Below are 23,385 nucleotides of genomic sequence, written 5' to 3' on the forward strand. Positions count from 1 at the left end.
ACGCGGGCTGCCCTGAGCGCTGCCGGCGCGTTGAGGGCAGCCCGCGTCTCCGGGTGACGTCCAAGCATGGACGGCCGCGCGTCCGAGGCGCGGCGGCATTTGCGGTGCGATCGCGTCGATCGCCCTGAATCGGCACCTGGCCTCCATCGACGGTGCCTCGCTGCGGCCCTACGGCCGCAGCGTCGGAGGCGATGTATCCAAGCCCTTCTTCAAGCCATGTGGAACCGATGCGGTTCCCCAAGCGGATGGTCTTCGTCCGCTTGGGGAACGGGCATTGGAGCGGCGCGTAAGCGCGTCACCGATGCGGCCTGTCAATCCCTGAAACAGGCACCGGGGCAACCCGCGGGATTCCCGTACCCATCACCTGGAGACCTACCATGTCCACCACCTACTTGGCGAACATCACCACGCGCCAGCACGGCCCGCTAATCGTACTCGCCAGCGCACGCGACGGATTCCCCGTCATCGACCTCTACAGCGACGATCCGCTCAACGAGCCGGTTGCACGCTTGACGATCCGCGTGGCAGGCACCGACGTGCTCGGTACCGACGAGTTCTACCTCGATCCCGACAAGAGCGCCCTGCAGGACGATCTGATCGCCTCCGGGCTGTTCGAGCCGACCGGGCGTCTCATCCATGACGCGCACAGCAGATGCCCCGTGCCGGTCTGGCGTATCCGTCGCAACTGACCTCGATTTTCCTTACCACCCTGGCGGGATCCTCCCGTCAGGGAAGGGCCGCCGCCTCCATGGAGACACAGATGGCTCTCATCTTCCAGCGCTTGGCGCGCAATTTCATCAAAGCCGGATACTTCCCGACCGACGAGGCCACCCTGGCCGGCATCCTGCGGCTGCTCGACACCGACGCCGCGCAGCTGCGCATCATCGATCCGTGCTGCGGGGAGGGCGTCGCCCTGGCCGAGGCCAAGGCCCACCTCGAGGACCTGGGCGCGCGCGTCGAGGCCCTCGGCGTCGAGTTCGACCGAGAGCGGGCCTGGCATGCCAAGGAACTGCTCGATGCGGTGATACACAGCGACATCCACGACGTGGTGATCGGCCCGCGCACGGGCTCACTGCTGTTCCTCAATCCGCCGTACGGCGATGCAGTCAGTGACAAGGCGCAGACCGGCGATCGGGCGAAGGCTGATCGGCTCGAGAAGATTTTCTTCCGCTCGACCATCCGCTCGCTGCAGTACGGCGGCGTGCTGGTGCTGATCGTGCCGCACTACGTGATCGACGAGGAGTTCGCCACGGTGATCGCACGGGGCTTCGAGCAGGTGCGCTACTACCGGGCGCCCGAGCAGCGTTTCCGCCAGTGCGTGATCTTCGGTGTGAGGCGTCGCTCGGATCGTCCCGACCAAGGCATCAAGGCGGCGATGCTGGCCGCCGCCCGAGGCGAGGCCGATGTCACCACACTCGACGAGAACTGCGCCGATGTGCCGTACCTGGTGCCACAAGCGCCGGCCGACGCGAAGCGCAAGTTCCACGCGGTGCGGATCGATGCGCCGCAGTTGATCGCGGAGTTGCGGCGGCTGCAACGCCACACGCTGTGGTCACAGTTCGCCACCCAGTTCGGTCAAACCGGCCTGTCGGTCAGGCCTCCACTCAAGGCGCTGCGTCAGTGGCACCTGGCGCTGGCGCTGGCCGCCGGCCAGATCAGCGGCATCGTCACCGCGAAGAGCGGACGTACCTTGCTGGTCAAGGGCGACACGATCAAGTCGCAACAGCGATCCGTGAAGTTCATCGAGGAGGCCGACGGTGGCATCACCGAGGAGACCACGATGACCGACATTTTCGTGCCGGCCATCCGTGGCATCGACCTCACCCCAGGGCCGGACTACGGCGCCATCGTCACCATTCGGTAGGAGGGCAGGGCATGAAGACGCAACAGCTCTACCGCGTGCGCTTTCTGCGTTACGGCTACAGCGCTCGGGGTGTGTTCCACCCGGCCGCCTGGACGGTGCGCATTTTTGCGGCAGCCAACCCCCGTCAGGCCATCGAACTGGCCCGGCGGCGTTACCAGCGTGCCGAGCAGTTCACAGTCGTTACATAACGTAACCATTTATCATCCGTGCTCCCGCGGGGACTGTCCCCCTGCGGGAGACCCGCGGCAGCACACCACGCAAGAAGGAGAGAGATGATCGACGAAGATTCAATCTGGACGCTGGTGTGCGACCGGGATGTGATCGACATGTCCGAGGCGGTGGGCAAGCCCTATGCCCTGGATCAGTTCGTGCGGTTGCGCCTCGCCATGCTCGGCAGCGGCAGTGTTCTGGCCGTCGAGCCGGCGCGGCGTATCAATGCCTGGGTCGATCGGCGCGGCTTTGCCGCGCAGATCGAGGTGTTGCGGGATCATCAGTACCACCAGATCGCGCAAGGGCTCGCCCAGATGCAGGTCTATGTGGGGCTGGAGCCCGGGGCGCCCCCGGCGGCAGAGGACCACCGCGGTATCTTGCGTTCAGGCGCTGCGCTGTTGCGCGCTGCCGAGGCGCGCCTGGCCGCCGGCGGGCAAGAGGCAGACCGGCTGGCCGGCGAGGCATTTCGGCGAACGGTGGCCGACCTGTCGCAGATCCTCAGTGGTGCGGTAACGCCCCAGAGTGTATTTGCCGACATCACCCAGCCGGTGCCTTCGGCGCAGTTGCCCGATCGTGAAGCAGTTGATGAGGCGGTCGCGGGGCGCTGTTTCCTCGTACCCGTCAGGCTCAAGCGTCAATAGCCTGCACGTGCCGGTGTCGGGTGCCACAGAAGATGCATCCGAGCGACTACTTCTCTCCGAAACCTGCCGGATAGCCAATTCACACAACTCGGCCAATGCCGACCTTGGGCCTGCGGGCTCTGTCGGTCGGCAACACTTCGGTTACCTGTCATTCTTTCGGTGCCTAAGAGAATGCGCCTACGGTTACGTCACCAGGCCCAGTTCGCTGTGCCAGGCCGCAAGGCGAGAGGGGTCCTGCAAGGCTGCCGCCAATGTCTGATGTACTTCGTGGTGGGGTTCGCTGGGCACCAGGTCTGCCTGCCATTGCTGAACGTAGGACTGAATCTCGGCCAGGGTATGCCGCGCTTGTGCGTTCTGGATTCGACGCTGTTCCCGACGACTCATCACATCTTGATGCCTGGCGTATTCAGCCTTGAATTCGCGCGTCCACCGGCTGGCCAGGTTGAGTAGTGCATCCAGATTGGCTGCTTTGGGCTGATCAGCGGGAGGAGCGGCTGAGCACTGCACGGAGAGCTCGGGCAGTACGTAGTCTAGTTGCAAGGCCCCATTGCCCGGACGCAGATAAGGGTGAAACCAATCCGCAAAGCTGCCAGCGGAATGCACGGGCTTGTCGCCCTTGTTCGGCGCCTCGTTGCAGGTGCCGCAGATCAATTGCAGGTTGTCCGCGCACACGCTGAGTAGCGGAAAGGCGCTCTTGATGATCCAGTGGTCAACGTGCGGCGTGTCGCCGAGCGGACCGCCGCACAGCACGCAAACCTCGCGGGCATCGGGGGTGGGGTTCAGGCGGTGCGCATTGCGGAAAGCGCTCACGTAGTCGGCGTAGTTGACGCCACCTGCAGCCGTGGGTGTGCCATTGGGCAGGTAGGGCAACCCGCCGCGAAATCCCTTTTCGTAAAACGCCTCCATCAGCACCTTGAACGCCTTCCAGTCCGACTCGCTCGCAACGGGTCTGTTGACCGGCCACAGGGCAGGCGCGGGCTGAAACTGCGTCGGTAGCGCCGAGACTGTCTGCACCCAGGCGGCCAACGCAGCCTTCTGCGCAGCAGGCATGGCCGCCAGTGCCTGTGCTCGACTCAACAATGATTGCCCGGCATCAACGCGCTGAAGAAATTTCCACAACCAATTCGCTTCGATCCCACTCGCTAAAACTGGCGGCTGTAAGCCTTGCTGATTGAGGTGGGCATCTGCGGTGGCAGGATCGCACAACCACAGCGCAAAACGCTGCATCAACCGCTGGCAGGCGGCCAACGCCGGAGAACAAGCAACGCGATGGATGGGTTTAAGCATTGCCACCCCGCCAAGTATTGAGCAATGTGCGCAGCTCGCTGCGATAGAAGCCCGATCCCATCCGGGCGATCAGGCGCTCTAGATCGGCGATTTCGGCTGGTGTGCCGGTGGCTTGCCGAAGCTTGTCCTCAATGAACTCCTGGGCACGTTTGCCAATGCTGTCCTCGGCGCCGAACACCGTCATCATCAGTGCGCTGGGGTCGGTGGCAAAGGTGGGTTCGTCCACACTGCGCACGGTCGAGCCATCCTGCGTTTTCTGCACCATCACGATCTCGTTGTTGAAGACATCCGAGAGAACGATGGCAGAGTGGGTGGAAATCAGCACGTCGTTGGTCGTCTCGCGAATGGCATCGTCGATGATATCGACGATCTCGCGTTTCCACTTGTCGTTGAAATGGGTCTCTGGCTCATCGAGCAGCAGCAAGGCGTCCTGCTGCCCTTGCAACAAGTGAAACAACGCCATGCGGCCCAGCACCATTTGCTCGCCGTCCGAAAGTTCCTCGTAGCGCAACACGCCGATGTCGGCTGAACCGGGTTCGGCGCTCTTGGCAGGCACGGGCTCGCGGCGCAAGCGCAGCAGCACATCGTCAAACAGGCCAGCCTGGTTCAGCTCCAGCAGGCGGGAGAAGAGATCAAAGGCACTGGCGTCCTTGGCTCCGCCCAGCAAGGCCCACAAGGCTTCGCCTTGGCTGCCACAAGTTTGCAATTCGTCGCGAGCGGATGAGGCGAAGGACGGGCCTTGCGCATCGAAAGGGCCTTTGAGATCAAACAGCAGGGTGCGGCGCGACTCCACCGGGTGGGGCTCTGCAACCACCTCGCTGGCGCACAGCCACCAGTCGTGCGCGGTTTCACGGAGCTTTTGGTCCCATTGGGCCATTTGCAGGCGCGAGCGGAAGGCCACCGACACCAAGTGGTGCCAGCCGCCACGTTCCAGCAGTTCTTGCAGCGCGTTCTTGTTGTTGTCGCGGCGGCGGAAATTTGCCATCGCGGCATCAACCTCGGCGCGCCCGGGGTATTCGCTTGTCTCGACAAAGGCTTGCGGCAGGGCTACGGCCAACAGCGCGCACTTGAGCAGCGTGGCGTCCAGCAGCACCGGGCGACGAAAGCTGTCGCCCTCAGCAACGGCACCGCGCACGTTTGGCCGGGGGGGCTCAATGCCTGCTTGCAGGGCCGCCTGCAAGGCGTTTTCCTGAGCGGCGGTCCAACCCGCCGGGCGTTCGTCGCCTTGGGCATCGTCGCCGGTTTCCAGCAAGCCATCGGCCTGCTGGTTGCGGCTCCACACCGAACGCCAGGGGCGCTGGTCGCCCGTGGTGTAGGCCAGCACCGCCGAGGGCAGCGCAATGATCTGTGGGGTCACGGAGCCGGATGGCCACTCTCCCTTGCGAATCAGCGGATGGAACTCCGCAGGAATATCGCTGGATTCAGTTGAAAAGCAAAGCAATACCTGCTCAAACTGGTCTGCCGTGAAATTGTCTGGGAATAGATACCTCTCTCCGATCCACAAGCTCGCAGATTGCCGGCTTCCAGACCAGTCCAGCACCAGCGTTCTTGAACTGGACGAATCGCGGTGACCAAGTTCATAGACGAGTTGGACGGGAAAAGCGGCGCGGCGCCCATCGGCCAGCGCTAGGAACACCTCGGCGACCGCGCGCAGCAGGTTGGATTTGCCACTGCCGTTCACACCCACCACAAAACGGATGGCGCATTCGCGTGCCAGCGGAGAGCCACTGGCGAAGCACACCTTGATATCCGAAATCGGCGGGTAGTTCTGTAGGTGTAAATAACGCAGGCGCATTACACAACCTCCAGATCAACTTGCCCCGCCTCTACCTTGAGCGCACTGGCTATGTCGTCTTTGAGCTCGTCGAGAGAAGCGTAATGCAGGCCTTGATCGACAAGGTGGGTGAAATCCTTGCCGTCCTCATCTTCAAGCGAAATGACCTGGAACATCCCACCCGCGCCAGCGCGCTCGGAAGTCTCGTAATCCAAGTGCACCTTGAAGTAGTAATGCCGTTGATCGCCCCCTGCCGACAATGCCTTACGCAGCGCCTGAACATCGGTCATGCGGGTGAACTCATCGGGCCGCAGCGGACGGAAGGCCTTGAGGTAGTCGCGCTCGCCACTCTCGGGGTCTTGCTTGGGCAAGGTGACCTTGGCGATCAGGCCCAGGGCTGCCAACTGGCTGAGCGAGCGGCGAACGCGGTTGCCATGCGACAGGCCGAAGGCCTGCAGGCTGTCGGTCACGGCCGCATCGTCGCAAAAGCGGGCGAACTCCTCCGGGTCTTCGACCAGCAAGGGCTGGCCACTTTGCTGGCAATACTCGGTGAAGGCCGCCAACACCTGACGCTGGAATTCGCTGAGCTCGCCCAGCAGCCAATGGCGGGCGGGGCGCACCGTGAGATCGGCTTGTGTCGTGGCGGTGGCCACCACGCTGGAACTCTGAGTGAGCTTGGCGCCGCGTTCGCGCAGAAGGGCATCGCGTGCGCGGGCTGCTTCGGCAATTTCGGCGGAATGCATTTCGCGCCAAGCTGCTGTCGCATCGCCTGTCAGCCCTTCTATCTGCAACACTTCCAGCATTGCAGAATACTGCTCACTAGCCGCCCGAGACTTTTTTAACAATTCCAGCAGGCCGGCTAGGCGCCTAGCGAACTCCTGCTGGAGTGGAACGGGCGGTTTCGGAAGCTGTATGCCGCGGACGATGTCCAGGTTAAGGTTCTCTTGCTGCCCCCCGCGTCCAAGTGCCCGTACGGCTTCGTAAGAAAGCTGCAGCCAAATCCAAAGATAGTCCGGAAGCAATTCATCACTTGGTAGCAGTGCGGCACACGCCTGATTGCACGCGGCATCGATCAACAGCTTCCCTGTGCGTCCTCGCGTCTGCCCCTGCCCATACATCGCCAACATGACCGTCTGTTTCGGGTAAAGCTTTGCGTTGCTGCGCTGAATGCCAAGCTCTGACACCCGCTCCTCGGTAGCGACGATCACGTTGTCTTTGAGATCCGTGGATTTCACCCAGGCATGGGCAGTCCCATAACTGTCCGCTTGCTCGCGGGATGGCGTTCCACCCGTCGCGACAGTGACAAACTTTCCGAGCTTTACTACCGGCCAGCGCGCATTGATCTTGGGGTTTGGATCGCCAAACATTTCGATGAACAATTGACGCTTGGTTCTCGCGAGCAACTCATCGAATAGGTTCCGCAGTTCCGCCACCACATCTGCCTGCCGCAGCACATCGACGATGCGCTGCTGTTCGGGGAGTGTGGGGAGTGGCAACTTGAATGAAGCCAGGGTGTCGCTTTCAATGCCGGCCTGACTGACCCAGCGCTTTGCGCGGGTCTTGGCGTACCCCATGGACCAAAGCAGTTGAAGATAGCCCGCGAGATACTCAGGACAGACCAAATCGCGATGTGCGCGCAATCGCGTCATGTGATTGGAAAAAACATATTCGCCTTCTTGGTCAAAGACGGCTGTTTTACCTACCCACTCCTCGCTGTTGGTATTGTTGAAAACGACGTCACCCACTGCAAGTGAGTAGCGTGCCAGCTCCTTTTCACTGGCGGTGATGTGCTTAATGCCCTCCAGGCTGATCTTGCCATCCGGCGTCACGTTGTGAGTGCGAATCTGGGGCGTTGTGCCTTCGTCCTCCTCGCCTGGCTTCTGCGCAAAGCCGGGCTGCAAGTCTATGACAACGGAGCGAACCGTGGTCTCGATCCAACTCTCAGGAAGCCTCATTCCCGCCCCTCCAACATTGCCAGCAGCTTGTCCAGGCCTTGGATGATGTCCTGCTCGGTGGTTTTGAGCGCCCCGATCAGCTCGGCCACGCTCTTGTCGCTCTTAAGCTGGGTGAAGTCGAAGGGCTTGTATTGGCCGGCGGACAGATTCCACTCTCGGGCCTCGATGCAATCGGGGTCGAGCAGCCCGTCTTTGAGCGCGCCCTTGTCGTCATAGAGGCCGGCGTCCAGCATGGCACGCACATAGGCCGGGCGCACCAGGCCGTCGGCATCATGCGAGCCGACCGGTTCGCCATCATCGCCTTGCCATTCATCGTCGCGCGCCCAGGCGCGCACCGGTACTACCCAGTGCTTGGCGGCCTTGAGGTCGGAGGGCTGGTCGACGGCGAGGCTGCGCAAAGTGACGTCGAAGCCGTCCAGCTTGGCGACTTCGCGGGCAATAGCTTCCAGTGCCGAGTTTAGGTCGGCTACCGGCTCACGGGCGGTGAACTGGACGGTGGGCGCTTGCGTGGCAGCGCGTTCATGGAACGATAGCCCGGCGTTGAGCGCATCCTTGACCATCTCCTTCCAAAGCGGGAGCGCCGAGCCATCCTCTGGCTCAAAAAAGCGCTGCACATCTCGGGTGGCGCGGTTGAACTCCTGCTGCGCTACCTTGATGGCTTTTTTCCACTCGGCCAGCGCTTTGTCGCTGTCCATCTGTTTGGCGGCGGTGCCTGCGTCTTTCCATTTCGCCCACACCGCTTGGGTCGGTTCGGCAAAGAACTGGATCACCAGGTCGTAAAGCATCGAGCTGGCGACGTTACGTACTTGTATCTCTGCTGCTTTTGGATCACTGGGAATATCTCGGAAAAGCTCATGCATTCCCCAGACGTGCCCGTCCCACATGCTGGTGTCGGGCAAGGAGGAAAAGGCTTCACCGGCGGGTGTGAGCTTGTCGGCTGTGTCGCGCATCAGCGCTTGCCGCCAACGCTCAGGCCAATAGCTCGGCCGTAGCAGAGTCTTCTCGTTGCGCGTGGCGCCGTCACGGCCATGAGCTAGCCAAGCTTTGAATTTCTCCAGTGCATCCCACAGGTCGTTTTGCTGGCCAGGCAGCGGGTTGCGTTTGGCATTGTCCGAGTAGCCGTCCTTCTCTACCTCGTAGAACCAGACATATTCAGTGCGCGGGGCTGCGGTGCCGGTGAAGGATTGCTTGTCGTCGCGCCGGGTTTCCTTGCGGAAGATAAGAATGGACGTCTTGACGCCAGTGTAGGGCTGGAACACGCCACCGGGTAAGGAAATGACGCCTTCCACCACATGCTCGGTGAGCAGCTCCCGGCGCAAGCGGGCGTGGGCGTCGGTGTTGCCGAACAGCACGCCCTCGGGAATGATCACGGCGCAGCGCCCACCGACGCGCAGCAGGTCGAGCATCAGCCACAGGAACAGCAGTTCGCTCTTGTTGGTGATGGAGTTGTCTTTCTTTTTTCCGCCACCGCCAACGCGGGGGAACAGCAGCGAATCGGGCTCGAGGTCGCCGCTGTCTACCGTGCCGGTGAATGGCGGATTGGCCAGCACGAAGTCGTAGCTTTCCGATTCGAGCAATTGCTGGAGTTGCTCTTTGCCTTCGCGTTTGCTGAGAGAATCGCCCTGTAGCAAATGCGGGTTGGTCACGTCGTGCAGCACCAGGTTCATCCAGCCGATGCGGGCCATGGTGCGGTCGTTGTCGAGGCCGACGAAGTTGGCACCGTTGTGGATCGCAGCGTATTGCTCGGGCGTGGCGGCGGCTCCATCGGTGCGGTGCGGGGTGCCGTCCCATTCCAGCCTCAGGTTGTCTTGCGCCGAGAATTTGCGCATCAGGTACTGCTGGGTGCTGAACAGAAAACCACCGGTGCCGGCTGCGGGGTCGATGACGCGCTGGCCGGGCTCGGGGTCGAGCAGCTCGACCATGAAGCGAATCAGATGACGAGGGGTTCGGAACTGGCCGTTCTTACCGGCCGTGGCCACTTCGCTGAGCAGATACTCGAAGGTATCGCCCATGATGTCCTGGGCGGCCGAGCCTTCGCCGGCACGGGCGAAGAGCTGGTCAATGGCATCGATGGCGTCGGACAGTACCTTGCCCTTGTTGGGGTCGAGCTGAAAGTAGGCATCGGCCATGCGGTTATTTAGGCTGGCCAGTTCCGTGCCGTCGGCGCTGGCTGGGGTGAAGTGCTTGTCGAGTTCACGCAGCCAGGGAAACACCACTTCGATCAGGTGGCCAGGATTGGTCTTCTCCTGCCGGATGTAGCTCCACTTGCAGGACTCGTAGCCCGCATAGATCGAAGGGAAACCGCGTTGCTGGCGCTTGAGGTCGATGTCTTCCAGGCGCTTGAGGAAGAGCAGATAGGTGATCTGCTCAACCGCCACCAAGGGGTTGGTGAGGCCTGCAGCCCAGAAGCGGTTCCAGAGTTCGTCGACTTTTTTCTTGATATGAGGGGCAAGCATTCAGTGGTGTCCTTGATGGATCAGGCGGCCTCGTCCAACAACTGATTGGCGAGGTCGATGAGTTCGTCGATGTCCTGCGACGGAAACAGCGTTTCGACGCGGCCCACGCGCGAAAGCGGCGGTTCGCTGAGCGCGGCGCGGGTAATGCGGCCGTGGCGCAGGACGGCGGCCTTTACTGCCCGCAGAAAGTTAAGTTGGTTGGCGCGCAAATAGCCGTGTGCGGCAATGAAGGCGTCGAATGCGGCGTTAATGCGCTCTTCGCGGTTGGGCAGGTGCGCGCCCTCACACAGCATGTGGCGCAGAAAGTCGGCCAGCGATGCGGCCGGGGCTTCGAAGGCTTTGCGCAGAGTGTCCTCGGTAACAAACAGGTCAGCTTGGTTTAGCGTGTCGCTGATACGTTCCAGCTCTTCACCGGCCAGGCCTACGCCATTCTTGAGTTTGGCCAGCTCGGGAAGCTGGTCGGCCAGCCGGCGCACCAAGGCTTCCACTTGTTCGCGGTAGCTTTCGGCAAAGGCGCCTTCGCCCGTGGGGCCGTAGATGATCCAGCTGCGTTGGGTAATGCTGTCGGGCAGATTAACTTCCACGGTGTGGCCCGGCGTGCTGGTGCGATAGCGCATCAGCGGGGCGAACACGGTTTGCAGGGTGGCCAGGCGGGCCATATCCAGGTGCTGCCAGAAACCGGCCGCCTGCACCCAGGCGCGTTGCTCAGCCACGCGTTGTACCTGAGGGATGTTCTCAGCCAGGCTGCCCACTGCTTCCTGGATACGCTCGCGCACCTTCGCCAGTTCAGCCGCATCGCCTTTGAGCCAGGCCACGGTGAGCCGCTCGCACCAGATGCGGAACTGGAGCTCGTCCAGGCCTGCCAGCGGGGCCAAGCGCATCAGGGGCGCAATGGTTTGGGATAGGTGTTCGATTGCGCTTTGACTGGGCGCCGGCCATTGCTGCGCCAGTGCGTCGAGTTCATCCCAATGGGGTCGCACGTTGATGCTGCCCCGTGGCAATGCCTGCAGCATGGCGCGCAGGTCGGCGATGGCAGTTTGCGTGTCTTGTTGCTGGGCGTGCAGCAGTTGCCATTTTTCGAGCCGCAGGCGGAACAGGCGCACGGGTAGCGGCTCGCTGGGGTGATCGACCTCGCCATCCGGCTTGAGTTTGAAGTAAGCGAAATTCTTCCAGTGATCGATGATCAGGAAGTCTTTCTTGCTCTCGCCGGTGGCTTTGTCGGTATGCAGGCGCGTACCCCGCCCGATCATCTGCCAGAACTTGACCTTGCTGAAGACGGGCTTAGCGAACACCAGATTCTGGATGGCAGGAACGTCCACGCCGGTGTCGAGCATGTCGACCGAGATGGCGACACGCGGCATGGCGCGATACTTGAAATCATCCAGTGTGGCGTCGGCGCGCTCCATGTGGCTGTCGATGATTTCAGCCATGCCTTGGCGCTGCAGCTCCGGGTACAGGCGGTTGAAGCTTTCGTACAGCCGCTTGGCGTGGGCATGGCTGACCCCAAAGATGATGGACTTATGCGGCAGGCCGCGGACATCCTTGCGACTCTTGTCCATGAACTCGCGGACCATGGCATCGTTGGTGCCTTGGTTGATGACACCTTTTTCGATATCGCTGCCATCGAAGTTGAGTTCGTCGAGTTCGACGCCTTGATCGCGGGCCATCTGCTTCAAAGGTTCGGGTAGCGCGTCGCCTTGAATCCCCTGGAGTTGGAAGTTGGTTTGCGCATCCAGCACGCGGTAGTTCACCAGATTCTGGTCGGCAATGGCCTGCTCGTAGCTGTAGTAGTAACTGGGTGCACCGTCGCCGCAGTCGAACAGCTCGAAGGTGTTGTGGTCGATGTAGTCAGTTGGGGTCGCGGTCAGTCCGAGTTGGATGGCATCGAAGTGATCGAAGATGGCCTTGTAGCGCTGGTAGATGGAACGGTGGCTTTCATCGGCGACGATCAGATCGTAGTAGCCCACCGACAGGCGCGAATACACCTGCATCATGCTGGGGTAGGTGGAGAACTGGATGCGCGCACCCGAGGTTTCGCCGGACTCGATACGCGCCAGGCTTTCGTTCGGCAGATGGGTCTTGAACTCCGACATAGCCTGGCGCACCAACTCCCGACGGTCGGCCAGGAACAGCACGCGCTGCACCCGTTTTGAACGCAGCAGGGTGTCAACAAGCGCGATGGTCGTTCGCGTCTTGCCGGTACCAGTGGCCATCACCAACAGAAACTTGCGCTTGGCGGCGTCCACCCCTTCCGTGACACGGCGTATGGCTTCGTTTTGATAGTCGCGGCCGGCGATGTCGGCGTTGATGGAAACACCACCCAGCGGTTCAGCGAACCGGCGCTGATGCCGCAGTCGCTCTAGATCATCCCGCGTGTAAAAGCCGGAGACCTTTCGGGGCGCGTAGCGTTCGCGATCCCAAAACTGAATCTCCTTGCCGTTGGTAAGGAAGACAAATGGATCGGTTCCAAATTTTGCTTTGATTGCATCCGCGTAATCCGCAGCCTGGCGCTTCCCTGCGAGTTCATCGCGGGAGGAACGTTTGGCCTCTACTACGGAAATTGGTTTGCCATCTGAACCTAGAAGGACGTAATCAGCAAACTGCTCACCACCGTAGCCGTCATCGGGTTCGCTAGCTTTGAGGAGGAACTCTTCAAGGAGGGAGCGCCGATTTCGGGACCAGCCTGAGTGAGCAAGCTGCGCATCGATGACCTCACTGCGTGTCTGCGCTTCATTGCGACTTGAGGTCATGCGGAGCTGTCTCCATCCTCATGTTCATCCGCGCCACCCGCACGCACCCATTCATCGACCTCGGACAGCTGAAATTTCCACAGCCGTCCGATCTTGTGCGCAGGTAAGCCTTTTCGCTCTCGCCAGCGATAGACGGTGTCCTTCACTACGCCCAAGTGCTGCGCAACTTCGCTTGCGGTGACCCACGGTTCAGTATTCATCGAAATGGCACCCGGTTCGCGATATTAAAGTAGTCTTAAATCGTTTTTAGTCTAACAGGTTGATGCAAAACCCAGTGAACGAACTGAATCGTTGTTTGTCATAGAAGCGCTCCCCAAACTCTTGCCCTGACAGCGATGCGCGGCCACCTCAATCCCCAGTCCTCGATGTTTCACTACTTCTCACCCGAGTCGCGCGTGCCGACCGATCATCCGCTTCGGGGCGTCAAGCAACTGGCCGACCGAGCGCTCGGCGCAATTTCGGCGGAACTCGATGCGCTGTATTCGAACGTCGGCCGCCCGTCGATTCCGCCCGAGCGTCTGCTCAAGGGCCAATTGCTGATCGCGCTGTACTCGATTCGCTCTGACCGACAGTTTTGCGAGCAGCTCGACTACAACATTCTCTTTCGCTGGTTTCTCGACATGGGGCTGGAGAGCGCCAGCCTCGATCAATCGAATTTCAGCCGCCTGCGCGAACGGCTGGTCGCCACGGATGTGGCACGCCGATTCTTCGACGAGGTGGTGAGCCTTGCCCGGCGCGAACGCCTGCTCTCTTCGGATCACTTCACCGTCGACGGCACGCTGATCGACGCCTGGGCCTCGTTCAAGAGCTTCAAACGCAAGGACGGGGAGCCGCCCAAGGATGGCGGCGACGGCACCGGTATGGTCGACTTCAAGGGCGAGAAACGTTCGAACGCGACGCACCAAAGCTCGACCGATCCGGACTCGCGCCTCATGAGAAAGGGCAACGGCCAGCCGGCCAAGCTCAGCTATGGCGGCCATGTGCTCATGGAGAACCGCAACGGCTTGTGCGTGGACATTCTGGTGACCGAATCGACGCAGGCCGAGCACCGCGCTGCGCGCTCGATGCTCACCCGCGCCCGCCGGCGCCGTATCCACCCCAAGACACTGGCGGCGGACAAGGGCTATCACGTGAAGGATTTCGTCGCGCACCTGCGCGAACACGGTGTTCGGCCACACATCGCGCGTATCGACAAGCGGAACACGCCTGGGCTCGATGGGCGAACAACACGCACCGAAGGCTACCGAATCAGCCAACGGAAACGAAAACGGGTCGAAGAGATCTTCGGCTGGCTCAAAATGGTGGGTGGTCTGCGAAAGACCCGATTCATTGGCCAGGCGAAGACGCAGATGGCGGCCTTCATTTCCGGTGCGGCGTACAACCTGCTCCGAATTGCGAAATTGAGCAATTCGGGGGTGGCGGTATGAAGCGGTCGTGGAAATGGGCCGTTGCGGCATATGCCGATACCCGCTTCGGCAAATCAAAGCGGATTGAAAATCGATATTTCGCGGTGAAGTCGCCGTGGAGTTCAATCACAACCTCTTGGCTGGTGCGGTATCGAGCGGTTTTTGCATCGCCCTGCTAACAGCAGGCCACTTTGTCGACCAGTTCAGCCCCCTAGGGAAGCACTGATTTATTCGCCCACGTCTGGCGCACGAACGTGATGCACTTGAGACAATGACGGCATTCGATGTATGACGAGACAAGATGCGATGCAATCGAGTTTTTCCGACCTTGAGTACGCAGCCAAGAAGAAGCTGACGCGACGCGATCGCTTCCTGGGCGAGATCGAATCGATCACGCCGTGGGCGGCGCTCGAAGCGCAGATCGCACCGTTCTACCCGAAGGGCGATGGCCGTGGTCGGCCGCCGATTGGATTGAATCGGATGCTGCGCATGTATGTCGCGCAGCAATGCTTCGGCCTCTCCGACGAAGGCATTGAAGATGCGCTCTACGACAGTCAGTCGATCCGCCGCTTCGTCGGCATTGACCTGGCACGGGAGGCGGCGCCGGACGCGACGACCTTGCTCAAGTTCCGCCACCTGCTCGAGCAGCACGCGCTCACTCGCGCAATCTTCGAGACGATCAACGCCCATCTGGCCGAGCGCGGCCTGATCATGCGTGAAGGCACCATCGTCGATGCCACCTTTATCGCCGCACCGCCGTCGACCAAGAACAAAGCCAAGGCCCGCGACCCCGAGATGCGCCAAGCGAAGAAAGGCAACAACTGGCACTTCGGCATGAAGGCGCACATTGGCGTTGATTCAAAGTCCGGGCTGGTGCACACGGTCGTTGGCACGCCGGCCAACATCAGCGATGTCAGTCAGGCACATGCGCTGGTGCATGGCCAGGAGCACGTGGTCTTCGGTGATGCCGGCTACCAGGGCGCCGACAAGCGCCCGGAGAATCAGAACTCGACGGCCGACTGGCACATCGCCATGAAACGGGGCAAGCGCAAGGCGCTGGGGCAGGACGCGATGGGAACGCTGCGGGAACGATTCGAGCAGCTCAAGGCCAGCATCCGGGCGAAGGTCGAGCACCCGTTTCATGTGCTGAAGAACCTCTTCAAGCACCGCAAGACGCGTTACCGGGGGCTGGCCAAGAACGAGGCGCAATTGTTCTCGCTGTTCGGCTTGGCGAACCTGGTGCTTGCGCGCAAACGATTGATGCCGCTCTACGCCCGAGGTGCGTCCTGATGCAGAAATTCGAGGCGAAAACCGCTGGCAAACGCCTTTGCGCGGCGACTCGAAGGCAGCCAAGTGCAGAGAGTTGCCGTGGATTTGATTCCAACGTGCTGGTTCCGCAGAAGAGCGCGGTATCGGTGATTACTTCAGTGTTTCCCTAGCATGCAGCGACAAGAGCTTGGGAAAACTGGCGTTCGTTAATATGGAAAGCTGCCGTTCGTGGCCTCGCAAGGCTGAACGACAGGTAACCGGCGCATTGCCGCCTGATTATGCGCGCCGGACCAAGGGAAGCTCCGGCCGAGGAGCACTCGGTCAGTCGTCAACCTGTACGGCTGCTCGGCTCAGAAACCTGCCGCTGATCCTTCGAGACAGTGAATGTCTCTTGAGGGGCTACGGCGCGTGATTGCATGTTTTGACAGTTGTCGTATCATTTGGATCGCAGTTTGCATCCGGTCAGCCCTTGGAACCGGAACCACCCCTCGGGGTGCAGGGCATAGTTCGTAGTACTCACTTCCCGTGCGGGGTTCTCCCGCACCGGAGGCCTCGCGACTCATCTGGAGGCCTCCATGGAAACCCAACCGCAGTTCTCGCGCCGGCACTACCGGCGCTTCTATCAGCTCGCGCGCCGCTACTGGCATGACGGCCGGCACTCCGGTCTTGTCTGGGTGTCGCGCCGCAAATGCTACCAGGCGGCGGCCGATCGCCTCGGCATGCCGTGGGAGGTGTTCGACCGCCTTTTCGATACGTGCTTCGCCGATCGGCCCGATCCTTTGCTCGCCCTGAACGACCTGATCACCTGCGGCCCATGGTCGGCCGCCGCATTCAAAGGAGAACCCAATGCCCGACAACACGCGTGAGTTGCACGTCCGGCTCGACGCCGGTGTGCTCAAGGAACTGGAATACATCGTTCAGTTGCACCAGGAGTCCGGTGCGCCCAACCCGATGGGCTCGGTCGACGAGCTGGTCACCTTCGTTCTGGGATGCGTCGCCGACGGATCGCGCCGTCCCGGTTCGTGGGAGCGCTAGTTGCTCGAGCCGATGGGTCTGGTGTCCGGTTCGCCCATGCACCAGGTGTATCGCGCCGGCTACGGCGCCTCTTCCGAGTAAGTGGGTGGTGTGATGTCCGATCCGAAGACGATTCAGATCATCGTTTCGATGCCCGAGCAGTTCGCCTGGGAACTAGCGCAGTTCATCAAGCGCTCGACGTTCGACATGTACCTCGAGATGACTGAGACCCATCTGCCCTACGAGGAACGCAAGGAGAGGGCCTGCATGATGATCGCCGGCATCGAGGCGGTCGGTGGTGCCCTGGCGGAGGCTAGTGTCAGTCCACGGTGACAGCAGGCTTATATCACCGGCGCAAGAGGTGACGTTTCATTCACCCCACGGGAGATATCGACTCCCGTCGGGGCCGGTCTCCTCTTTTCGACAGGAGTATCTACGATGGCCTCGACATGCATCCCGCGCGGCTTCCTGGCAGCGCAATGCGGGTACCGCCTGCCGCTGCGAATCCTGAAATCGGCAGCCGGGTATTACGTCGGCACAGTCAGCGACGAGTTCGGACCAGTTTCTCGCGAGAGCGTCGAATACTGGCCGACGGCAGCCGAAGCTCAAGCAGCATTCGAGCTCGGTCAGTGGACCCAGCGAAGCAATCCTTGAGGAACGCGAGCCGCGTCGTCCGAGAGCAAATCCAAGCCTTCCCCCTCTCACGAGGGGGCTTTTCCGAGTAGCGGGGCCGCCACTCGGAAAAGCCATCGAATTGTCGGCCATTGGCCACAACACATCCGGTCAGCCCTTGGAACCGGAATCCCCCTTCGGGGGCAGGGCATCGTTCGCATCATCCACCCCTCGGGAGATATCGCTCCCGTCGGGGCGATCTCCCATTCTTGTCAGGAGATCGCCATGAATCACTCTCAACCCGCCACGTCCCAGCTCAAGCAGCTGGACGTCGAGCAACTGCATTCCCTGGTCGCACAAGTGCGCAACCCGGACACCGCACGCGTGGTCGTCGACTTCTTCGAGGCGCACCCACATCTGCGCGAGCGCTACAGCGCGCTCTACCTCGCAGCCCGCAAAGAGCTGATCGTCAATCCGGTCGAGGCGGCCGCTTTTGCCGTTGGACGGTCCGTCCGTGGCTTCGTCGACGGCTTGCTTCTCAAGGGCGACCGGCCCAAGACCGAGGTCCGTCCGGCGCTGGCATGGCCGACCCTGTTCGTGGACGAGCCGGCCGGACGCTAAGCCCCGCTCGAAACCACATTTTCATCAACCTGCCGTGGGCGGCCTTCGCTGTGTGAAGGCCGCCGCGGCGCCATGAAGAGGAGCACTCCGATGCCAAATGACATCGACACCATCGACCTGAGCCTGAGTTGGAGCCAATTCGGCGTGATGTACGCGCGCTTTGCCGAGTCCGGCGAGTGCGCCGTGGTGGCTGCGATGCGCAACGATCTTGCCAAGGCCATGGCCGCGGCACAGGCGTTGCGCGAACTCAGTGCATCGCTGACGGCCGAGCAACTGGCCAAGCGCGACATGGTGTTCCAGCACGAGTTGGCCAACCAACTGGCGGCCTTTGGTGCGCGGGGGTAATCCCCTGGCCAATTGACGCACACATCTTCATAGCCCGCGGGGTGCTCCCCGCCGGGGACGCTCCGCCGATTTTCATCAGGAGCGTCCCATGAAAGACATCAAGCAACTGATCCGTGAAGCGACCGGCATCGCCGATGCCAGCCGTATCGAGGCCATCGAGCGCTGCATGCGCGCGGAGGTCTTCGTCTCCACCCTGGAGTGGATCCCCGAGGAGCGCCTCGTGCGCGGGGCCACGCAGGCCTGCGCCCTGGTGCGCGAGCGCGACGCGGCCCACTTCATCTGTATGGAGTTCAAGGGGAAGGGCGATCCGTTCTTTGGCGGCAACGCCGATGATCGGGCGCTGCTCACCGATGGCTTCTTCGGTCACAGCGATGAGCGCAACCCAGCGGCGCGCTACCTGACGGCACGCGATGCGATCGCTGCCGGAGAACGGGCGCCAAACCGGCGTTCTGGCGCCGTGGTCGGCGCCGTTCCTCTGCAGGCCATACCCGTGGTCCGCCATTGAGTGCTTTCAACAGCGTTTTCAACCGCATTTTCAACTCCTCGCCCGTGCGTCTCGCGACAGTCGCACGGGCACCATTTTCGAGGTGATCATCATGCTTCTGACCATTCAGAACTTTGCCGATCTGTTCGTCGACGCCTGCCTGCGCGACGACAAGTCGGAATTGCTGTTCCTGTCCCTGTTCGGGCGGGACACGTCCATCCTGCAGTTCTTTTCCGCCTTCAGCCTCAAGCGCAGTGAAGGCGGGCTGATCGAAGGTGCGAACGCCCAGTTCGTGCTTCATGACGACGCGATGCGTCCGCACACCGTCGTGGTTTCGGATGTCGATCGGCTGGAGAAACTCACTGGCCGGCTCCCGTCCGAAAACCTCTTCGGCCCGCTCACGCATGCATGGCTCTTCGATCCGTGCCTGACCCGCTGCGATCGAGGGAAACGCGAGGCCTGGGTGCTCGACGAGGGCACCGGGGTGCGCGATGCGCACAAGCTGTGGCGGCGGATCACCGAGCTGAGCCCCGTGCCGCTGCTCGAGCACTGGCGCGAGGCCATCATCGACGGTCTCGGCTCGCGCTTGGTACGACCACTGGTCGAAAGCAACGCGGTACCGCTCGGTGCGATCGGCGGATACCGCGTGCATTTGCCAACAGCCTTCGAGGCCTTCGTGTCTACCGCGGTGGCCCGGGGGCTGCTGTTGCCCTCGGGCGAGGCACCGCGGGCCGCGGAGCGTATCGTCGCGATGGCATCCGAGTTTGTGTGGAATGCACCGTCATCGCTCGACGCGCAGGCACAGGCCAACGGCCTGGCAGCGCAATTCGACCAGGACCCGGATGCGCTGTTTGCGTTGGGCAAGCTGGTCATGACCTCGGGCGTCGATGCATTGCTCGGGCGCCATCCGCTGCTGATCGAACGCTGCCTGTCGCGCCACCGTGTGGGCGATTGGGGAGACGTGCCGGCCGGCGACTGGCAAGCCAACGATCACGCCGTAAAAACGGCGGACCGGCTGGTTTCGTCATATCCGGTCGATCCCGATGCGCCCGACGCCGAGAAGGTATGGGTCATCACAGAGTGGGACCGCAGTGTGACCACCGTGCTGCTGCCCAGCGAGTACTGAAACCTCACTTTCACCACCCCCGCGGGGCATCCCCGCGAGGGGGTGCCCCGCAATCTCCAGGAGATTGCGATGCAAACAGTTCAAACTTCGGCCGATACGGCCGCTCAGGTTCACACCGAAGCGGACGCACCCGTACCGGTCGAGCTCGGCCTGGCGCAGTTCATCGACGACTTCGGCGATTCGCTGCTCGACGCCGTACGCGAGCAGTGTGCGCCGGTTTATGACGGGATGGCTGACACGACACGCGAGAAGCGAATGGACGCACTACTGCGCAGTCCGTTCCCGGCCCAGCACGACGTGGTGCAGTCGGTGCTTCGTCTGCTTGTCGATCGCGGCCAGCCGGCAGCGATCATCAACGCCGAGATGGGCACGGGCAAGACGATGATGGCCATCGCCGCGGCCGCGCTCATGCATCACGAGGGCTACCGGCGCACGCTGGTCATCGCGCCGCCGCACCTTGTCTACAAGTGGCGCCGGGAGATTCGCGAGACGGTGCCGGGCGCGCAGGTGTGGATCCTCAACGGACCGGACACGCTGCGCAAGCTGCTCGTGATGCGGTCGATGCGCGCGGCGCCGTCGGTGCCCGAGTTCTTCGTGCTCGGCCGTGTGCGCATGCGCATGGGCTACCACTGGCGGCCGGCCTTCGCCAGCCGCACGGTGGTGTGGAGCGACGAGTTGGGTGCACGCCATGCGTCGCGCTACGCCAGTTGCTGCGACTGCGGCGCCTACGTCACCCGCAAGGGGGAGGAGGGCGACGATCTGCCCTTGTCCTTTGAGCGGGCCGGTCTCGATCTGGCCGAGGAGCGCTGCTGCTGCAGCGCCTGCGGCGCACCATTGTGGACGCTGGCCCGTAAGGGTCGGCCGATGCGTTCGCGCCGGGAGTTGGTGATCGACGCGCTCCGGCAGATGCCCACCATCGGTCCGAAGACGGCCGAGAAGCTGGTGGCCACCTTCGGCGAGGATCTGCTCTCAGGAATGCTTGAGGACAATCTCTACGACTTCGTCAATCTGATGGACGAGGAGGGCGAACTGGTTTTCTCCGACCGGCAGGCGCGGCGCATCGAGCGCGCGCTGGCCAACACCGAGATCGCTTTCGGGCAGGGGGACTACCAGGCCACCGAGTTCATCAAGCGGTATCTGCCACAGGGCTACTTCGGCCTGCTGGTGGTCGATGAAGGGCATGAGTACAAGAACGAGAGTTCTGCGCAGGGGCAGGCCATGGGAGTGCTGGCTCGCAAGTGCCGCAAGACCCTGCTGCTCACCGGCACGCTGATGGGCGGCTATGCCGATGATTTGTTCCACCTGCTGTGGCGGATCAACCCCGCCGCGATGATCGAGGACGGATACGCGGTCAACGCCCGCGGCCGGCTTGGCACGGCGCAGCTGGCCTTCATGCGCGAGCATGGTGTGCTCAAGGACATCTACCGTGAGGGGGCGTCCGAGGCGCACAAGACGGCGAAGGGCTCGAAACGATCGCATCGTACGTCCAAGGGACCGGGTTTCGGCCCCAAGGGCATCATGCGCTACGTGCTGCCCATCACCGCCTTCCTGAAACTCAAGGACATCGGCGGCGATGTACTGCCGCCGTACGACGAGGTGTTCGAGCAGATCGCCCAGGGTGACGAGATGCGAGAGGCCTACAGCCGCCTGGCGGCTACCTTGACCACGGAGCTGAAACAGGCCCTGGTGCGCGGTGACAACTCGCTCCTGGGCGTAGTGCTCAACGTGCTGCTCGCGTGGCCGGACTGCGCGTTTCGCGACGAGTTGGTCAAACATCCGCGCACTCGTGCGCAACTGGTCTTCCAGCGAGCCGTACTGGACGACGCGCCATCGCCGAAGGAGGCGGCGCTGATCCAGTGGTGCGCACAAGAGCAGGCGAACGGGCGCCGGGTGTTGGTCTACACCACCTACAGTGGCAAGCGTGACACGACCGCGCGTCTTCGGGTGTTGCTCGAAGCGCGTGGTTTCAAGGTCGCGGTGCTGCGCGCAAGTGTGGATGCGGCTAAACGTGAGGACTGGGTGGCCGACCAGGTGGAGCGTGGCATTGATGCGCTGATCTGCAATCCCGATCTGGTCAAGACCGGCCTCGATCTTTTGGAGTTTCCGACCATCGTCTTCATGCAGTCGGGCTACAACGTATTCACCTTGCAGCAGGCCGCCCGCCGTTCATGGCGGATCGGCCAGAAGCAGGCGGTCAAGGTGGTGTTCCTCGGCTACGCCGACACCGCGCAGATGCAGTGCCTCGAGCTGATGGCCAAGAAGATCGCGGTCGCGCAATCGACCAGCGGCGACATGCCCGAATCGGGCCTCGATGTGTTGAACCAATCCGGCGACTCGATCGAGGTCGCGCTGGCCAGGCAGTTGGTGGCCTGACCCATCCCTTTCGCTTCGCCGGGACGCCCGTAAGGGCGCCCGGCGGGCGGCTTCTTTCGCACTGGCGATTCCCGAAAGCCGCCTGACGCAGGATGCTTTCGGGAGTGTGCCGGCCCAGCCGGACGTTCAAGGGCAGTCAACCGCTGAAACTGCCCGGCCTCGTGCCTGCGGTCCTGTAGTTCTCAACCCCAGGGGGAGTGTGCCCCTGTGGGGACACCTCCGCCGCCCAATTGATGGAGGTTCCCATGCCAACACCTGTCAATGTATTGACGACCAGCCTGGCCGATGCGGCCCTGCTGGAACCGTTCTTCGGTCGTGAGGCCGAGGATGTGCTGGAATCCTGCGAGGGCTCGTTCCAGCGCTTGTTCCACGAAGCGAGGAATTTGCGCACCCCTGGCGGGGTGGCGCTGGCTTGCGCCCTTGAGATCGTCCGCCGCGCCTTCGCCGAGGAACTGGCCGATCGCTGCGAACTGGGCAATCCGCAAGCCGTCGTGGATTACCTGAGAACCTTCTTCGTCGGTAGGACGCACGAGGTCTTCGTGGTGTTGTACGTGGACGCTCAAAACCGTTTGCTGAAGACCGAAGAGGCCTTCACGGGCACCTTGACGCAGTGCTCCGTATACCCGCGCGAGATCATCTGCCGGGCACTCGAGTTGGGCGCCGCGGGCGTGATCTTTTCGCACAATCATCCGTCCGGCGTGGCCGAACCGTCGCAAGGCGACCAGATGCTCACCGACAACCTTCGGCGCGCGCTGGCCATGGTGGATGTGCGCGTGCTCGATCACATCGTCATCGCCTCCGGCGACGCCGTGTCCTTTGCCGAACGCGGCCTGATCTGACCATTTCACCACCACCCCGGCGGGGCATCCCCGCCGGGGACGCCTCCGTCTTTGCACAGGAGGATATTCCGATGTTGCACTATCAAGTCCAGTCCATCGGCCGCAATCGCGGCACGCCCCGCGTGTGGCTGCTGGGGCTCGTGCTCGCACGGGCCGGCTTCGAGGTTGGCGCTGTTTTCACGGTGGCGGTCGCTGCACTGCGTATCGAGCTGGTGTTCGATGGGCAGGGGGGATGCGCGAAAGCGTTGGCAGCAACGGCCCCCAGGCTGGTGCCGCCGAACATTGTGTCGCCCCCCGTTCGGACTATTCCGCCGTACCTTGTCACGTCATAGTCAGGGGCCACACTCGGCGCTTCTCGT

At 62.2% G+C, this 23,385-nt stretch carries 22 protein-coding genes; 16 read left to right on the top strand and 6 right to left on the bottom strand.

Going from position 1 to position 23,385, the window contains the following annotated elements; translation table 11 throughout:
* Window positions 1-377 precede the first annotated feature (377 nt).
* The 4 genes from I8J34_RS03490 to I8J34_RS03505 all read left to right on the top strand — a co-directional run bounded on the left by I8J34_RS03490 (window position 378) and on the right by I8J34_RS03505 (window position 2,715).
* Window positions 378-689: a hypothetical protein gene (locus tag I8J34_RS03490; RefSeq protein WP_214359982.1), complete on the top strand. Its 312-nt coding sequence runs from the start codon at window positions 378-380 to the stop codon at window positions 687-689.
* The gene (locus I8J34_RS03495; protein ID WP_230411694.1) at window positions 653-1,864 is read left to right on the top strand and encodes a DUF6094 domain-containing protein; all 1,212 of its coding nucleotides are present in this window, start codon (window positions 653-655) and stop codon (window positions 1,862-1,864) included. The genes I8J34_RS03490 and I8J34_RS03495 overlap by 37 nt, the downstream gene beginning before the upstream one ends.
* 11 nt (window positions 1,865-1,875) lie before the next feature.
* Window positions 1,876-2,052: a hypothetical protein gene (locus I8J34_RS03500; protein WP_214359983.1), complete on the top strand. Its 177-nt coding sequence runs from the start codon at window positions 1,876-1,878 to the stop codon at window positions 2,050-2,052.
* 84 nt (window positions 2,053-2,136) lie between these two features.
* The gene (locus tag I8J34_RS03505; protein WP_214359984.1) at window positions 2,137-2,715 is read left to right on the top strand and encodes a hypothetical protein; all 579 of its coding nucleotides are present in this window, start codon (window positions 2,137-2,139) and stop codon (window positions 2,713-2,715) included.
* 183 nt (window positions 2,716-2,898) lie between these two features.
* Here I8J34_RS03505 and I8J34_RS03510 read toward each other — a convergent pair whose 3' ends face one another.
* Genes I8J34_RS03510 through I8J34_RS03535 form a run of 6 tightly spaced genes read right to left on the bottom strand, consistent with a single transcriptional unit; the run spans window position 2,899 to window position 13,137 of the window.
* Complete coding sequence (locus tag I8J34_RS03510) at window positions 2,899-4,002, bottom strand: hypothetical protein (protein ID WP_214359985.1); 1,104 nt, start codon at window positions 4,000-4,002, stop codon at window positions 2,899-2,901.
* Entirely contained in the window at window positions 3,995-5,797 is a 1,803-nt protein-coding gene (locus I8J34_RS03515) for an AAA family ATPase (protein WP_214359986.1), read from the bottom strand. Before I8J34_RS03515 ends, I8J34_RS03510 begins: the two co-directional genes overlap by 8 nt.
* Window positions 5,797-7,731: a restriction endonuclease subunit S gene (locus I8J34_RS03520; protein WP_214359987.1), complete on the bottom strand. Its 1,935-nt coding sequence runs from the start codon at window positions 7,729-7,731 to the stop codon at window positions 5,797-5,799. The genes I8J34_RS03515 and I8J34_RS03520 overlap by 1 nt, the downstream gene beginning before the upstream one ends.
* A complete protein-coding gene (locus I8J34_RS03525; RefSeq protein ID WP_214359988.1) occupies window positions 7,728-10,187 on the bottom strand; it encodes a type I restriction-modification system subunit M in 2,460 nt (819 codons plus the stop codon). Before I8J34_RS03525 ends, I8J34_RS03520 begins: the two co-directional genes overlap by 4 nt.
* Window positions 10,188-10,207: 20 nt before the next feature.
* Complete coding sequence (locus I8J34_RS03530) at window positions 10,208-12,937, bottom strand: type I restriction endonuclease subunit R (RefSeq protein WP_214359989.1); 2,730 nt, start codon at window positions 12,935-12,937, stop codon at window positions 10,208-10,210.
* Window positions 12,934-13,137, bottom strand: a complete 204-nt coding sequence (locus I8J34_RS03535; RefSeq protein ID WP_214359990.1) for a helix-turn-helix domain-containing protein — start codon at window positions 13,135-13,137, stop codon at window positions 12,934-12,936. The genes I8J34_RS03530 and I8J34_RS03535 overlap by 4 nt, the downstream gene beginning before the upstream one ends.
* 135 nt (window positions 13,138-13,272) lie before the next feature.
* On the opposite strand from I8J34_RS03535, the gene I8J34_RS03540 reads away from it, so the two are divergent.
* The 12 genes from I8J34_RS03540 (at window position 13,273) to I8J34_RS03595 (ending at window position 23,358) form a co-directional block, all read left to right on the top strand.
* Window positions 13,273-14,364, top strand: a complete 1,092-nt coding sequence (locus I8J34_RS03540; protein WP_214359991.1) for an IS5 family transposase — start codon at window positions 13,273-13,275, stop codon at window positions 14,362-14,364.
* A gap of 285 nt (window positions 14,365-14,649) precedes the next feature.
* Complete coding sequence (locus I8J34_RS03545) at window positions 14,650-15,633, top strand: IS5 family transposase (RefSeq protein ID WP_214359992.1); 984 nt, start codon at window positions 14,650-14,652, stop codon at window positions 15,631-15,633.
* Between the two features lie 554 nt (window positions 15,634-16,187).
* Window positions 16,188-16,478, top strand: coding sequence for a hypothetical protein (locus I8J34_RS03550; RefSeq protein ID WP_214359993.1), 291 nt, complete (start codon window positions 16,188-16,190; stop codon window positions 16,476-16,478).
* A complete protein-coding gene (locus tag I8J34_RS03555; RefSeq protein WP_214359994.1) occupies window positions 16,459-16,647 on the top strand; it encodes a hypothetical protein in 189 nt (62 codons plus the stop codon). The genes I8J34_RS03550 and I8J34_RS03555 overlap by 20 nt, the downstream gene beginning before the upstream one ends.
* A gap of 93 nt (window positions 16,648-16,740) precedes the next feature.
* Window positions 16,741-16,959, top strand: a complete 219-nt coding sequence (locus I8J34_RS03560; RefSeq protein ID WP_214359995.1) for a DUF7706 family protein — start codon at window positions 16,741-16,743, stop codon at window positions 16,957-16,959.
* A 564-nt stretch (window positions 16,960-17,523) separates the two neighbouring features.
* Window positions 17,524-17,859: a hypothetical protein gene (locus I8J34_RS03565; protein ID WP_214359996.1), complete on the top strand. Its 336-nt coding sequence runs from the start codon at window positions 17,524-17,526 to the stop codon at window positions 17,857-17,859.
* 90 nt (window positions 17,860-17,949) lie between these two features.
* On the top strand, window positions 17,950-18,204 hold the full coding sequence (locus I8J34_RS03570) for a hypothetical protein (RefSeq protein WP_214359997.1): 255 nt from the start codon (window positions 17,950-17,952) through the stop codon (window positions 18,202-18,204).
* 88 nt (window positions 18,205-18,292) lie between these two features.
* The gene (locus I8J34_RS03575) at window positions 18,293-18,709 is read left to right on the top strand and encodes a hypothetical protein (RefSeq protein WP_214359998.1); all 417 of its coding nucleotides are present in this window, start codon (window positions 18,293-18,295) and stop codon (window positions 18,707-18,709) included.
* Window positions 18,615-19,814, top strand: coding sequence for a hypothetical protein (locus tag I8J34_RS25320; RefSeq protein WP_431193973.1), 1,200 nt, complete (start codon window positions 18,615-18,617; stop codon window positions 19,812-19,814). Before I8J34_RS03575 ends, I8J34_RS25320 begins: the two co-directional genes overlap by 95 nt.
* A 69-nt stretch (window positions 19,815-19,883) precedes the next feature.
* Entirely contained in the window at window positions 19,884-22,187 is a 2,304-nt protein-coding gene (locus I8J34_RS03585; RefSeq protein WP_214359999.1) for an SNF2-related protein, read from the top strand.
* A 245-nt stretch (window positions 22,188-22,432) separates the two neighbouring features.
* Window positions 22,433-23,026, top strand: a complete 594-nt coding sequence (gene radC / locus I8J34_RS03590) for a RadC family protein (RefSeq protein ID WP_214360000.1) — start codon at window positions 22,433-22,435, stop codon at window positions 23,024-23,026.
* 71 nt (window positions 23,027-23,097) lie between these two features.
* Window positions 23,098-23,358, top strand: coding sequence for a hypothetical protein (locus tag I8J34_RS03595; RefSeq protein WP_214360001.1), 261 nt, complete (start codon window positions 23,098-23,100; stop codon window positions 23,356-23,358).
* Window positions 23,359-23,385 lie beyond the last annotated feature (27 nt).

It is taken from the genome of Denitromonas iodatirespirans, from assembly GCF_018524365.1.
GTDB lineage: Bacteria > Pseudomonadota > Gammaproteobacteria > Burkholderiales > Rhodocyclaceae > Nitrogeniibacter > Nitrogeniibacter iodatirespirans.